Below are 15,335 nucleotides of genomic sequence, written 5' to 3'. Positions count from 1 at the left end.
TGTCATAGTAGTAGAAGAGCATAAAAATGAACGAAGCACACTTTTGGACATTGCTTACCAGAGTTTTGTCAGGAGAAGCAAGTCCTGAAGAACAGCATAGGCTGCATGATATTCTGGCTTCAGAACCAGACAAAAAGCAGTTGTATGACGAAGCAGTGCGAGAGTGGAAAAAAGAAAGATATTACCCAAGCTATAATTTGCAGCGGGGTAAGCAGAGGCTACGTCATAAACTTATTGCGCTGGAAGAGTCAGTAGCACCAGTACAAAAGAAAAGTCCATCGTTGAGCCCTATGTATTTAGGGCTGGCTGCTTCCGTATCAATTATTCTGGCTTTAGCGCTTTGGTGGCTGCCAGGCAGAGAAATTATTGTTGAACAGACAGTAGCTGAGTACGAGCCGAACATGGTAGAGATACGTGTGCCTAAAGGTAAAATACAGACCGTTCGCTTACCTGATAGCTCTAAGGTGTGGCTCAATGCAGGTAGTAGTCTTAGCTATGACCGCGCTTTTAAGCAAAGAAAAGTTACCCTAGAAGGAGAAGCCTTTTTTGATGTAGTGCGTAATGAGCAGTCAGCTTTTAGCATACAGACTCAATCTCTTGAGATAAAAGTGCTGGGTACTTCTTTTAACGTGAATGAATACGAGCAGGGCAAAGCTTCGGTAGCTGTGGCTAGCGGCTTGGTGAATGTACAACTAAAACAGGATAGCAGTGTGTACAAGCTGGTGGAGCCTACTGAAGGTGTACGCCTATCTGATAGTGGTAGCTCTTTACTAAAAGGTAAACAGGATATAATTGCGATAACTGCCTGGCGAGAGGGTAAGCTAGTATTTGAGGATATGAGCTTGGCAGAAATATTACCAAAACTGGAGCGCTGGTACGATGTGGAAATAGAGGTTAGACAGGCAGCTTTACTACAAAGGAAATTTTCCGGTGCTTTTCAGCACGAAACTCTGGAGAGCATACTGGAAGTGATGCACTATGCGGCTTGTATGAATTATCAGATAAATGCAAGGCAGGTGGTACTGGAAGAGTCTCCCTGCGCTACTGAATAAAGCTATCATCATTACTTAATCTTTTTTTTACCTACTTACTTAACCTCGTTGTTTATGAAAAAACATGTATTGTCATTCATAGGCATAAGCAGGACAGTATGCCTATGGCTTGCTGTGCAGCTTTTGCTGAGTACCACCATTGTGGAAGCCCGGGCCGAAAGTCAGCAAAGCCTGAGCGAAATTAAGCTGAGCCTGACATTAGGCAAAACCAATGTAAAAAATGTGCTGAGCGAAATAGAGAAGCGTACAGAGTTTACCTTTTCTTACAGTAGCGGCTATGTAGATTTAAATCAGCAGGTTTTTGTAAAAGCAGAAAACAAATCCTTAAAGGATATACTGTACTCGGTAGCATCTCAGACAAACCTGAATTTTAAGCGGATAAACCGGAGTATTGTCGTTGTAAAGCGTCCCGAAAAAAACCAAACTATTAATAAAATATCCGAAATTTCAGTAAGCGGTAGAGTAACAGATGTAGATAACCTACCGATACCTGGCGTAAATGTGCTGGTAAAAGACACTAATCTGGGTACGATCACTGATATAGATGGTAACTACAAACTGGTGGTAGCCGAAACGGATACTCTGGCCTTTTCATTTATCGGATACGAAACTGAAATGATACCTGTGAGGGGTAGGTCTGTTATAGATGTTACGCTAATGCCATCATTAACCTCATTAAACAATGTGGTCGTTATCGGTTATGGTACAGCAGAAAAGAAAGACCTTACTGGAGCTGTAGCTGAAGTAGACGCGATTAAACAGATTAATGAACGCCCCATATACAATGCTCAGCAGATTATGCAGGGTACTGTAGCTGGAGTTACAGTGCTCAATAATGGGGGAGACCCTACGGCTGCTCCTCTTGTGCGGGTAAGAGGTATAGGTACCTTGTCTAATGAAGAGCCCTTGTATGTTGTAGATGGCTTACCGGGAGCTACTTTGCCTAACCCAGCAGACATTGAGTCACTTACTGTACTAAAAGATGCATCGGCGGCGGCTATCTATGGAGCTCGTGCAGCGGCAGGTGTGGTAATTGTGACTACTAAAAAAGGCAGTAGCAGAAAGCCCAGTATTAACCTGAATGCATATGCAGGAGTACAAAATGCCTGGAATACTCTGGACGCTTTAAATGCTCAGGAATATGCCGATGTAATGAACCTTGCTTTTGATAATGGAGGGTATGCAGCGGACTATGCGGGCAGAGAATATATTCAAGCAGAAACTAACGCATATGGCCTGGAAACCAGAACCAATTGGATGGATGAGATTTTCAGGACTGGTATTATCCAGAACTATGATCTTTCAGTGAATGGTGGAAGTGAGCATAGCCGTTTCTATGGTTCGTTAGGTTATAAAAAGACCGAAGGTACATTAAAGAACACCTGGGCAGAGCGATACTCGCTGCGTTTAAATAGCGACTTTGACCTTAATGATAAACTTAAGGTAGGAGAAAACTTCGCCTTGGCGTTTAACAACGGAAACTATGGGGTGAACACAACTTCCGGATACACCGGTGCAGTAATTACAGCATTGTATTACCCTCCTAGTGCTACAATCTGGGAGAATGAAGAAGATGGCCTGTACGGAGGAGTAGCTCCTCGTGGAAGTAGTTATATAGGTTCCTATGGTGATCTGATTAATCCGGTAGCTTATCTAGACAGATTGAACCACAAGCGCCCAACAACCAATATTACGGGAAATGTTTATCTGGAATATAGCCTGATTGACGGACTCAATTATCGTTTAAATGCCGGGCTTAACCGCTCTAACACTTCTGCCAAAAGCTTCACTTCACGGATTACCGAGCCGGGTAAAATTTTTGATTATAACGAACTCAGCCAGGAGAACATCATCTCTAATGCATATGTAATAGAGAATACATTATCGTACAGCAAAGTATTAGCCGACAGGCATAGTTTTAACCTTTTGCTAGGTTATATGGCTCAGAAAAACAGTTATGAGTACTTTAGAATGGATGCTCGTGGTTTCCAGAGCGAAGTGCCAGACCAACAATACTTCCCTAATGCTAATGGCCCTTTTGGTACACCTGCCGGTGGTAAAAGCGAAAATTCGTTGATCTCTACCCTGGCTCGACTGAATTATGACTTTGACGATAAATACCTCTTTACGGCTACTGTGCGTAGAGATGGCTCTTCTAAGCTTAGCGAAGACAACCGCTGGGGTGTGTTCCCTTCAGCATCATTGGCCTGGAGACTTACCAACGAAGGCTTTATGGATGGTGCCAGTTGGCTGGACGATTTGAAAGTAAGGGCAAGCTGGGGTAAAATTGGTAACCAGGGTGCATTAGGAAATTATCCTACAGCCATTACTCTGAGCCGTACTCAGGCACTTTTAGGGGACCCTGCATCTTACACAGATTATTATGGCTATGCTATAGATGGTATTGCTAACCCTGACATCAAGTGGGAAACCACTACGCAAACAGATATTGGCATCAATGCAAGTTTGCTTAAAAATAAGGTATATGTAAATGCAGATTACTTCATCAAAAAGACAGATGATATGCTGCTTCAGGTACCACTTGTGGGTACAGCTGGCGTGTCTAATTCCCCCTGGGAAAATGCAGGTTCGGTAGAAAACAAAGGTTTGGAGTTTCAGCTGGGTTATAATAACAATATTGGTGACCTTCACCTGGATGTTTCTGCAAACATTACTACTATACAGAATGAGGTGACCAGCCTCGGCGAAAACTACACCAACATACAACATGGCAACAATGTTAGAGGTATTTTACAGCCATTGCGTAGCGAAGTTGGGCACGCGATCTACTCGTATTATGTGTATGAAACGGATGGGCTTTTCCAGAGCGATCAGGAAGTGGAGAGCTATACCGGACCCGATGGCGAGCCAATACAAGCTCTGGCTCAGGCAGGAGATCTGAAGTTTGTAGATCAGAACGGTGATGGAAAGTTAAATGAAGAAGATAAGGTGTTTAAAGGTGACAACTTCCCTGACCTGACCTATGGTATGAGTTTGAACCTGAACTACAAAAACTTTGATTTGAGCATGTTGCTTCAGGGTGTACAGGGCGTGAAGGTATTTAACGGCTTAAAGTTTAGTACACTAAAGCCTACGCAGGGTTATAATATGATGAGTGATATCAAAGATGCCTGGTCGCCTGACAACACTGGGTCCGACATACCAAGAGTGTCAGTTAAAGATGAAAATAACAATTTCGGAACAACTTCTGACTGGTATCTTGAAGATGCCTCATATATGCGTGTCAAAAATCTGACGCTCGGCTATACACTGCCTTTAGCGCTGCGCGAACGCATACGAACTTCTTCTTTCAGGCTTTACTTCACGGCTACCAATCTTCTAACACTCACTAAATACTCTGGTATGGACCCTGAAGTTATTGCTGATCATGGTATAGATCAGGGGTATTATCCTCAGTCCAGAAGCTTCATTGTTGGATTAAACATTGGGCTTTAACACTTCAGGAGCGTGATTTTTAATATACAACTATGCAATCTTATGAAAACATTACAATATAGTATTCTCGTATTTTTGATACTGACGGTCTCGGCCTGCTCCGAAGAGTTTCTGGAACTTAGACCCATAGGTTCTCCCACTGATGCTACCTTCTGGCAAACTGACGGTGATGCCATTGCAGCCTCTAATGGCTTATACAGTGCCATGACCGATGACGATATGTATGGTAGAGGTTACTTCTGGTTCATTAATGCCAGTGATGATATGGTAACAGGTAGGGTAAAGGCTGACCCTGATAATATGAAAAACTTTATTTGTACCGGTGACGAAGGCTATATTCGGAACATTTGGTCTAAAAAATATACGGTGATCAAAAGGGCTAATGATATCATAAATAACCTGGAAGGTATGGAGATAGATGAAAGCCTGAAAAACAGAATTATGGGTGAAGCTTATTTTTTCTCAGGGCTTATGTACCTGGATCTGGCTTATCGCTTTGGGAATGAAAAAGCTGGTGTCCCTATCATTGATCGTGAAGATATGGCAAACTTCAACATTCCGCGTACTGCTCACGTCAATGAAAATTACGCTTACATCGTGAGCGAATTTGAAAAGGCCGCGGCACTGCTTCCTTACTTTAGTGAATATGGTGCAGCAGACAGAGGTAGAGCCCATAAAACTGCTGCTCAGGCGTTTATGGCGAAAACTTATCTATACTGGGCACAGTATGATGCTTCCAAGTATTCTAAGGCAGTAGAATCAGCAGATTTAGTCATAAACTCAGGTCAGCATGCCTTAATTAATACCGGAAATCCATCAGAAGATTATAGAGCTGTTTTTTCATCGGCAGAAAACTTTGGCAGCGAATACATCTGGTCGGTTGTATCAAATACCCAGACTGGGAGCATTTTACCTGGGGTTATGTTTGAAAATAAAGGTTGGGGTAAGTACAACGGTTGGGGGTACTACCAACCCACCAAAGAACTTTATGATGCCTATCAGGAAGGTGATGCTCGTCGTGATGTAACTATTTTTAAAGAAGGAACAGAGTTTACCTATTTTGGAGAGCCATTTACCTGGTACCAGACTTCAAATAACGAAACGGGTTATATGTTTGGAAAGTACGTGGAGCCCTTTAGCGATGTAAACCGGGTTAACCCCAATGGCGACAAGCCTTCTACAGACTTAAATGTACCGCTAATCCGTTATGCGGAAGTTCTACTGATCAAAGCTGAAGCTCTGATAGCAGATGGTAAAAACGGAGATGCTCCACTTAACGAAGTGCGCACTCGTGCCGGACTTTCTCCCATTAGCGGAGCTAATATGGAAGACCTTAAGCGGGAGAGAAGATGTGAGTTAGCGGGAGAATGGAGTGATCGCCATTTTGACCTGGTACGTTGGGGAGATGCGGACTCCATTTATGCACAACCGCTTCACGCGCATGACGGTAGTGTGGCCTGGCCAGCACGCCCTCAGTTTGATCCTGAAATCCATAGTGTGTGGCCTATACCACCACATGAAATTGAGGCTAGCAATGGCATATTAAGCCAGAACGAAGGCTGGTAAATAATTTACACCGCATCAGAATATTCTGATGCGGTTTTTTTTACTCAATCATTTTTCAAACCAATACTTACAATCATGAAAAACCTACTAAAATCTTTTTTTAGCCTGTTTGTGCTCTTTGCTTTTGCCTCTTGTGAGCAGGAAAACCTCCAACTCATGAAGACTGGGAATATGCCTTTGGCTGATCAGAATATACAAACTGATACTTACACCAACCAAAACTGGATGAGCGTACTCAGCGATGCTACCAGCTTGTCTGCGTTATCAATACCGGGTACACATGATAGCGGCGCTCGTTACGATCATCCCTTGCTTTCCGGGACTGCAAAATGTCAGGATCTAAGTATTCTACAGCAGCTACAAGCAGGGGTACGCTATCTGGATATCAGGTGCAGACACATTGACGATGCTTTTGCCATACATCATGGTGTGGTATATCAAAACATTAATTTTAATGATGTGCTTAATGACTGCTTTAGCTTTTTACAGTCCAATCCAGATGAGACCATCGTTATGTCAGTAAAGGAAGAGTATGATCCAACTAACAATACACGCTCTTTTGAGCAGACTTTTGACAGCTACGTACAACAAAACCCTTCCAAATGGTATTTGGGGGCTGGTATACCTGACTTGGGGCAGGTAAGAGGTAAAATAGTATTATTGAGAAGGTTCTCAGCTTCTTTGCTACCTAAGGGTATTGCTGCTACTGCCTGGTCTGACAATACAACATTTGAAATAAACAATGCGCAGGCACAGCTCAAGGTTCAAGATCAGTACCAGGTACCGGATAATAATTCGAAATGGAATGCTATTGAAAATTTGTTGGTTGAAGCTAGCACTTCCGCTAGCCAAAGCAGATTGTTTTTAAATTATACCAGTGGCTATAAGCCCGGTTGGTTCGGTATCCCCGACATAGATGCAGTGTCTGATAACATCAACCCAAGAGTTCGTAACTACTTCAATTCGCAGCCTAGCGGAAGGTATGGGGTAGTCATCATGGACTTTGCAGATAACACCCTTACCGAACCAATCATTGATACTAATTTCTAGTAGTTGTTATATCATTTATGATACGTATAAAGAAGTTTTAATAGATCGTATATAATACGAGAGGCCGTTTGGATTTCATTCAAACGGCCTCTTTTCAATGGATATGATGAGTGGTTTATAACACCTTTCCAATAGCTTTCACCTGTTGAGCAAATTGTAGGTTACGGTTCTGAATGGCTTCTTCGTTAATTTCAAAGGTTATTTTTCCCTGATAAGCAATAAAATTGAGCAGACTACCAAACTTGCCCATACCCGGCTTGCTACTTACCACTAATACCGGGTTGTTTCTGGTATGAGAAAGTACTTCACTGAGCCAGTAACTGTTTTCATAAGGAATGAACACGATGTGGCAGGAGGTGTCTATATCTTTAGGGTTTCTGTAAGTTTTAACCTTAATAGGCTTGCCACCAACGGTTTTAGCCTCTGCCATTTTTTTCAGCTCATCAGAAACACTATGTTCGCCCATAACTCCAATCACAAACTCTTCGTACTTGGCTTTTGGCCAGACGAAGTATCGCGAAAAGTTATACAGATATATCGTGTGGATCTTGTCCTGAGTTTCTTTATAGTTCTCTGGGGTTTGAGCATCAGCACAGAACCCTACGAAAACCATCAAAGCACTAATTATTAGAAGTTTTGTTTTCATGTGGATACTGTGTCTACAATTTTTCAAGTTTTACTTTAACTAAATTGTACTGCTCATAATCATTGATATTATAGTAAATACCTTCCAGTGCTTTGAGCGCATTAACATGAGTGTCATCAAGTTTACTTACTTTTTCTACATAGGGGAGGGCCTTCATGAATAGCTGACTACACTCATTTAAAAGGCTATTGAACGCCAGTATATCCATGTCATAGTTTTGAGCGGCCTGGTTGATTGTTTTTACGGCTCGGTTATAATACACGATGCCCAGATTGTAATTAGCTTGTAAATGGTCGGGGTTTTTATTTAGAATTTTTTCGTAGACCTGAATTTGCTTTTCGTAATACAGGTTTGAATCCTCAGATAGGGGTAGCAGCTTTTCATAGATCGTACCTGCCAGAAGAAGCCCTTCAGTATTTTCTGGGTAAAGATCCAGGTACTGCTTTACCGTCTCTTCCGCAGCTTCATACTGTTCACCCATCATCAGAAAATTGAGTTTACTCACTAGCAGGTTAGCATCCTGAGGAAACTGTTGAAGTCCCTGGTCTAAATAATATCTTGTACTATCCCACTCAGAGTTATTCATTCTATACATCGCCTCAGTTTCGTAGATCAGAGGATCATGAAAACCTAGTTGCAATGCCCGAAAAAAGAAATCTCTGGCTTCTTGCTGTTTACTGCTCTGCAGTAGAGCATACCCTGTGTAAAACAGAGCTTGAGGCCTTAGTGGGTTCGCTGCCTCGTCTTCGCTTTCCAGTATAGGCTTAAGCGTAGACATTACAGTGGAAAATTCTTGCTGGTTCAAAGCGTTGACAGCATCGTTCAAATATGAGGTATAGACAAACTTGAGGATAGCACGGCAATCTTTAGTATAGCGACCAGCGGTATCTATGCTTATGCATTTAAGTGCTGAGGCTATACTTGTCTTTTTAATATCATCTGACTTAGATGTACCGGAAAGTTCTTTGTAAATGAAGCTTTTCAGGTACCATGTTTTAGGATCTTGTACGGTGCTGGGGTGTTCAGCAGCCATATCTATAGCTTCACGACTTTTTTCCAGCTTCCCTTCTTTAAACAATGCATATGCCTGATCTACCATTAAGGATTGTCCTGCAACCTGAGCTAAAAAGCAGATGCTAAGGCTTGAGTAGACTAATACTAGGCTGAATATGCATTTGACAATTTTTCGTGTTTTCAAAACTGACGATGTATAGCAGATAATAAACAATCTTTGCCCGTATGTAGCGTCCTGTTTGTGTATGGACTGAAGGCTTTAGTAAGCAAATATAAAGGAGTATTTATGATATTATTTCCTTAATGGTATTTACTTCTTACGATGTGATATTCTCATAGAATTACAAAAAATGATATCTCAAAACCTTAAAGAATAAGCCTTTATAAAAGCTTAGTATCTGTCTTTTGAATGACATTTTATCTGATATGAAATTAGGAACTTTAGTCTGTTTAACGATAAGTAATAATTCTTTTAACATATATTATTTTGACAAAATTTTCTATGAGATGCCCTACTTCTACAAAGTTATTTCAGGTTTAACCATTTTATGGTTTTTTACTTCAAGCTTACAGGCCCAAAACCTAACAGATGGTTTTACGCTCGGTCAGGGTAATACTACCATTGCCTTGTCTTACTCTTGGGAATCCTATGATCAGTTTTATTTTGCTGATGAAAAGCGTGATGCTCCCGCTCCTTACGGAGGCGAGATTAGTACGCAAAGTATTTCATTGTTTGCAGCTTACGGACTTACTGACAAACTTGATATTATAGTCAATTTGCCCTATATACAGGCTAAAGGAGATGGTGATGATGAAACACTTGACCAGGATGTGGATAATCTTCAGGATGTGTCTCTTTTTCTGGAATGGAATCCCCTAAGTCTGGAAACAGATGGGGGAAAGCTATCTTTTGTAGGAGCTCTTGGTCTTTCCACTCCACTTAGCGACTACGAAGCTGATGCCGTTCTGTCTATAGGTAACCAGTCTACGCGTATGGACCCCAAAGTATTAATACAGTATCAAACTAAGAGCGGATTATTTGCCAACCTACAGGCTGGCTACTCACTTCGCAGCAATGATGTGCCAAATGCTACTGTATTAGGAGCAAAGGTAGGTTTTGCCGCTGCTAAATTCTATTTAGATATCTGGTCTGAGAGTCAGTATTCGGACAGTGATGCTCCGGATATTACCCCTGGAGAAGTACCTTTTAACGAGACTCGTGTCAACTATGCGCAGCTAGGAGCAAATGCATACTATCCAATTTCTTCATTAGTAGGGGTATCGGTGGGTTATGGTCAGTATGTATCCGGCAGAAATGTAGGTCTGGCCAGTCGGATAAGCGGTAGTCTAATTTTTAATTTGTAAACGTTATTTTCACTAATTAAACCTGAGTAAACTACTGCCTGCAAACATTTTACTACTGAATAAGATTGATTTAGTAACAATTTTTGAATTAAAGAGGAGCTTTGTTACTGGCCCCTCTTTATCTTTTTTGAAAGTAGGATAGATTTTTTTACGTACGATTTTTTCTTATGAAAACATATGACGCAATAATAATAGGAGTAGGTCAGGCAGGTAGCCCCTTGGCAAGCACTTTGTCAGGTAAAGGCTGGAAAACGGCAGTAATAGAGCGACAGCATCCAGGGGGTAGCTGTGTTAACTATGGTTGTACTCCTACCAAAACGATGGTAGCTTCTGCAAGTGTAAGCCATGTAGTAAGTACAGCAGCAGAGGTAGGAATTGAAGCCACTGCCCCCAAAACAAACTTTCAGCAGGTAATCAAACGTAGAGATGAAATAGTTAAACAGTGGAGAGAAGGTGTTGAAAAGACCATTTTTGAAAGCGATAATATTGACTACTTTTTTGGTGAAGCTAGTTTTGTCAGTAAAAAACAAATAAAAGTCACGCTTAACGAGGGGGGAGAAGAAGAACTGACCGCTGAGAAGATATTTATTAATGTGGGTACGAGTCCTCGTATTCCAGACATTCAGGGGTTAAATAAAATAGACTATCTTACCTCTAAGAGCATGATGGATCTGAAAGAGCTGCCTGAGCATCTGATCATTTTAGGAGGGTCATATATAGGTCTAGAGTTTGGACAAATGTATCGTAGGCTGGGTAGTAAAGTCAGTATCATTCAAAATGCTAAACAACTGGCGCCTAAAGAAGACCAGGACATAGCAGCATATATTAAAGAATTTCTGGAAGAAGAAGGAGTAGATGTATACCTCAATTCTGAGCTCAGTAAGGTTGAAAAATCTGGAGCTAACATTGTGTGCAGTCTTGAAGGGCAGGTCAATAAAACTATTAAAGGCTCCCATTTACTACTTGCAATCGGAACAAATCCGAATACCAAAAACCTGAAAGCTGAGCAAAGTGGTATTACACTAGCAAAACACGATTATATAGAAGTCAATGAGTATCTGGAAACGAATGTGGAAGGTATATTTGCGCTGGGTGACTGCAAAGGAGGGCCTGAGTTTACACATATTTCTTACGATGATTTCCGAATAGTAAACGACTATCTGTTTGGAGAGAAGAAAAGAAAAATTAGTGATCGCCTAGTGCCATATACTATGTTTACCAAACCCGAACTCGGGAGGGTAGGTTTAAATGAGAAGATGGCAAAAGAGCAAGGTATTGAGTACCAGATAGCTCAGATGCCCATGTCAAAAGCAGCACGAGCAATAGAAGCTAATGAAACTAGTGGTATACTTAAAGTGTTGGTAAGCCCTGAGGACAAAACGATTTTAGGGGCTAGCTGTCTGGCAGAAGTTGGAGGTGAAATGATGTCAATGCTGGAAATTGCGATGATGGGTGGGCTTACCTACGAGCAGTTAAGAGATGGAATTTTCGCTCATCCTACCTACGGAGAAACTTTAAACAACCTTTTTGCCAGTGTAGAAGACCCCGAATAACAAAGTAAGTTACAGGTAGTGGAATAGCTTGTTTAGTCTTAATTGAATTCATTAGCTAATTTAATACCTTACTTCCATAATAGAACAGCACCTCCCAGTTCAGTTGGAGAGGTGCTGCTTTGTTTACATACCTATAAATTTATGTTGTTTAATATACTTTGGGTATGGTGTAAGTTCCAGTAACAGAGCCACTAGTCGTAGTGAAATCCATTTCCAGAGTATAGTCACCATTGGCCTCAATAGTCAATATTATGGTACCTCCTGTAGCATCGTAGTAGGTAGATACGAGACTGCTATTGGTAGTGGAAACTTGGGAACTATCATCAAATTTAAGCCCGCTACCATTAAATGTGTATGTTCCGGAAACGATTCCTTCAGGGTCGTTAGAAATCAGGGTAATACCGATACCAAAATCCTGGAAACCATCTCCCTGTTGATACATATCAAATAATATCTCTCCAGAAATGAACTCGTTCCAGCTACCACCATCAATGGTGTATTCTTGACTATTAAACGTGACGGTCCCCTGAGTAGCAACCTCCGCTTCAGTAACAATCTGCTTAGAGGATGAACTGTAAATAGTATTTCCATCCTGTACGGCGTAAGCCCATACATAGTAAGTGGTTTCTGGGTCTAGCCCTGTTACGCTTACTTCATAGCCGGAAGCACTGCCGTTAGAGGATATTTTCTGGCTGTTGGCCGAATCATCGGTCGTAGCATAGGCAATACCAAATTCCGTGGGGGCAGGAGAACCGCCATCTACTATATTTCCGGCAATGGTAAACGAACCAGACGTAACCTCACTCACCGTTGTTCCAACAGTTACGGTAGGTTCTTCACCTGAGGTCGTTACGCTGGTGGATGAAGCACTGTAAATAGTCTCACCTTCCTGCACAGCATAGGCCCAGACAAAATATTCCGTATTTGCATCAAGCTCAGAAATTGATACTTCATAGCCGGAAGCACTGCCGTTAGAGGGTATTTTTTGGCTGTTGGCCGAATCATCGGTCATAGCATAGGCAACACCAAACTCAGTAGGGGCCGGAGAACCACCATCCACCGTATTTCCAGCAATAGTGAATGAGCCAGACGTAACATTACTTACGGTAGTTCCTACAGTAACGGTGGGTTCTTCACCTGCTGTTGTTACAGTGGTAGACGAAGCACTGTAAATAGTTTCGCCTTCCTGCACCGCATAGGCCCAGACAAAGTATTCTGTATTTGCATCAAGTCCAGGAACCTCTACCTCAAAGCCAGAAGCACTGCCAGCAGAGGCAATTTTTTCAACGACCTTAGTAGAGTCATCTGACAGTGCATACGCTACCCCAAATTCCGTTGGCTCAGGGATGCTATTTTCTACTTTATTACCAGCAATCGAGAATGAACTGGATGTCTTAGATTTGATTTCAGTACCCACAGATACAGTAGGTTTTACGATCTCCTTGGCATCCGTTTCCACAATCAAATAATTATTGCTGTAAAAGGTTGAGTCATCCTGTACAGCGTATGCACGTACCATATATTTAGTCGCTTACTTAAGGCCTGATACCTCAAGCTCAAAACCTTCCAGACTTCCAGTAGAAGGTACTTTTACCGCCGACTCTCCAGCCGAGTAAAATAAACCAAATGATGATGCTGTTTTGCTCCCTGGAACTACTCCATTTTCCGCAACAATAAATGAACTCGAGGTTTTACTTTTTAGCGTACCTAATACCGGTTGCGGATATTTCTCATCGGAAGTTTGTGCCTCCTCTACTTCATCTTCATCTATACTTTCCTCATTCGCTAATTCAGGACATTCACTTTGGTAATCCAGTTTAATGTTTGCAATCTTATGATGGTGATACAAATAGCCTATTCTTTCTTCATTAATGGAGTAGGTGAAAAAAGGAATAACGACCTCAGAATGATCTCCCTTATTCACTCTGAACGTAACCTCACCGCTATCAACAGTATCTTGGTCTACATTCGCAATAATATAGTAGTCAAATGTGACAATCATATCATGCCGAAAGATCGAGTCTCTGCTTTGGTATATATATGTCTTTCCATAGATACCATAGTCATTATCAACAGATCTGTTGTAACCTCCCGAAAACAATTTTACGACCCCCTTAGGTAATCTATCAATCGTCTGGACATCAGATGTAGCTTGTATTGTCACCGAACCGCAATCTGAATTGAGTGCTTCCGCTGATGGGCCATCTTCCTCACAGGAAATTATGCCTATAACTACTACAAATAGGCTAAGGAAGTAGAATAATTTTGTAAAATTTTTCATTAATCAATTTTATATAGTTAGAGATCCCAAACACATGTAAACTTTATGTTTGCGTGCTTTTTTAAGTGGCAAAATGTTGAAATTCAGATGGTTATGACTTTGTTGGCTCGCTGATGTAGCGTTAAAGCTGATCAATAGATAAGGAATGCTATCTATCTACGCTTAGGATGCTCCGCATGGGAGAGTAGACCACCGATTATTTCAAAAAGCTTCAATCACTTAGTATGATCACTCCAAAAGCAAAAATTCGGCAAATGCACATTGTTTTAAAAAGTAATAGTGTAAGTATAAAATTATTTGGGGAATACATATTGTAATTTTACAAATTAGTTATATAACTAAATCAATTATTAGTTGCTATTTTTAGTAGCTATAAATGTCATATTTATATCCTGTAAAAAATATAGGACATGTCTTTTAGTGTTTTAATGCATCGTAGACAATTAGGAAGCTCTTACTTCAGGTATAGCTGAATGGGTGAAGCGATATCATGGGGTTCAAACCAACATAATCCGAATGTCAACCTTCTTTCTACTTTGGCACTTTCAGCAAAAGCTAAATAAATCTATTATGTAGGTTAAATAGGAGCTTTCTATCTCCTGTTTCTGTGCTGGGGGGTAAAGGATGCAAGGCATCTCTGCGCCTTATCCAATGTCTGTTGTACATTTTCCTCGGACATCTTCCTGTTGATTCTTAATTAGCTTAAACGTTTTGGTGAAAATGGTTGTAGAATGTTTAACAGAAGACTTAAAGTGATCTTTAAAGCTTACTAAAAAATAATTTTGTTTGAGCTATTTTACAGCCTAAAACACTTGCAATTACATACTTATACATAAAACTAATTTAACCCCGGGATAGGGTATAAGGTAAAAGTGAGACTTCGTGAAGGAGATTCATTGATATATTGGTGATTGGATAGACTTGGCTGTTTCTTCAAAGTCCGCATCAACTGATCGGGATATCTGGAAAAAGAGGGATAGTATTGGTAAGCCTTCAGTAATCCATTGATATAAGTTCTTCCACGGTAAGCTTGTGTTCCATATGTTCGGTACCCTGGCAAAGTTTGAGGGTAACCTGATCTTGAATTGATACTGGGAGGCAATCATGCAGCACAATCTAGAGCTAATATTAGAGGTAGGCCGAAAGCATTGAATAAAATAAGCAAAAGTTACTCATACAGATGTATCGGGATGATAGCATATTAGTAAAAGAGATTTGCCTAATGATGAGGGTTAGCAAACCTGCCTTGTATAAATAGCTAAGAAATAATCGCAATCAGAAAGCGTAGAATGAGCAGAGAAGATTTAAATATTAGTAGGAGAGGCGAAAAAAATACATTGATATTTACGCAA

The 15,335-nt window shown here is 41.0% G+C and carries 10 protein-coding genes; 6 read left to right on the top strand and 4 right to left on the bottom strand.

The features are described from left to right. Positions 1-26 precede the first annotated feature (26 nt). The 4 genes from PZB74_RS20935 to PZB74_RS20920 all read left to right on the top strand — a co-directional run bounded on the left by PZB74_RS20935 (position 27) and on the right by PZB74_RS20920 (position 7,124). Positions 27-1,052, top strand: coding sequence for a FecR family protein (locus PZB74_RS20935; RefSeq protein WP_302239222.1), 1,026 nt, complete (start codon positions 27-29; stop codon positions 1,050-1,052). A gap of 54 nt (positions 1,053-1,106) precedes the next feature. Next, positions 1,107-4,508, top strand: a complete 3,402-nt coding sequence (locus PZB74_RS20930) for a TonB-dependent receptor (RefSeq protein WP_302239220.1) — start codon at positions 1,107-1,109, stop codon at positions 4,506-4,508. A gap of 42 nt (positions 4,509-4,550) precedes the next feature. Further along, positions 4,551-6,074, top strand: a complete 1,524-nt coding sequence (locus PZB74_RS20925) for a RagB/SusD family nutrient uptake outer membrane protein (RefSeq protein WP_302239218.1) — start codon at positions 4,551-4,553, stop codon at positions 6,072-6,074. A 75-nt stretch (positions 6,075-6,149) separates the two neighbouring features. After that, positions 6,150-7,124, top strand: coding sequence for a phosphatidylinositol-specific phospholipase C (locus PZB74_RS20920; RefSeq protein ID WP_302239216.1), 975 nt, complete (start codon positions 6,150-6,152; stop codon positions 7,122-7,124). A gap of 115 nt (positions 7,125-7,239) precedes the next feature. Here the strand turns inward: PZB74_RS20920 and PZB74_RS20915 are convergent, their stop codons facing one another. Both PZB74_RS20915 and PZB74_RS20910 read right to left on the bottom strand, forming a co-directional pair. After that, the gene (locus tag PZB74_RS20915) at positions 7,240-7,770 is read right to left on the bottom strand and encodes a YfiR family protein (RefSeq protein WP_302239214.1); all 531 of its coding nucleotides are present in this window, start codon (positions 7,768-7,770) and stop codon (positions 7,240-7,242) included. 13 nt (positions 7,771-7,783) lie between these two features. After that, complete coding sequence (locus tag PZB74_RS20910) at positions 7,784-8,869, bottom strand: tetratricopeptide repeat protein (protein WP_302239212.1); 1,086 nt, start codon at positions 8,867-8,869, stop codon at positions 7,784-7,786. Between the two features lie 422 nt (positions 8,870-9,291). On the opposite strand from PZB74_RS20910, the gene PZB74_RS20905 reads away from it, so the two are divergent. Then, positions 9,292-10,149, top strand: a complete 858-nt coding sequence (locus PZB74_RS20905; protein ID WP_302239211.1) for a transporter — start codon at positions 9,292-9,294, stop codon at positions 10,147-10,149. Positions 10,150-10,316: 167 nt separating this feature from the next. Next, positions 10,317-11,702: a mercuric reductase gene (locus PZB74_RS20900; RefSeq protein ID WP_302239210.1), complete on the top strand. Its 1,386-nt coding sequence runs from the start codon at positions 10,317-10,319 to the stop codon at positions 11,700-11,702. Between the two features lie 148 nt (positions 11,703-11,850). On the opposite strand, the gene PZB74_RS20895 is transcribed toward PZB74_RS20900, so the two are convergent. Beyond that, positions 11,851-13,221 carry a fibronectin type III domain-containing protein gene (locus PZB74_RS20895; protein ID WP_302239209.1) on the bottom strand — a complete coding sequence of 457 codons (1,371 nt, stop codon included), beginning with the start codon at positions 13,219-13,221 and terminating at the stop codon, positions 11,851-11,853. 12 nt (positions 13,222-13,233) lie between these two features. Then, positions 13,234-13,983 carry a hypothetical protein gene (locus PZB74_RS20890; RefSeq protein ID WP_302239208.1) on the bottom strand — a complete coding sequence of 250 codons (750 nt, stop codon included), beginning with the start codon at positions 13,981-13,983 and terminating at the stop codon, positions 13,234-13,236. Positions 13,984-15,335: the final 1,352 nt, after the last annotated feature.

It is taken from the genome of Porifericola rhodea, assembly GCF_030506305.1.
Classification (GTDB): domain Bacteria; phylum Bacteroidota; class Bacteroidia; order Cytophagales; family Cyclobacteriaceae; genus Catalinimonas; species Catalinimonas rhodea.
The sequence above is the reverse complement of the archived record's forward strand: the minus strand, read 5'-3'. Positions and strand labels throughout refer to the sequence as shown.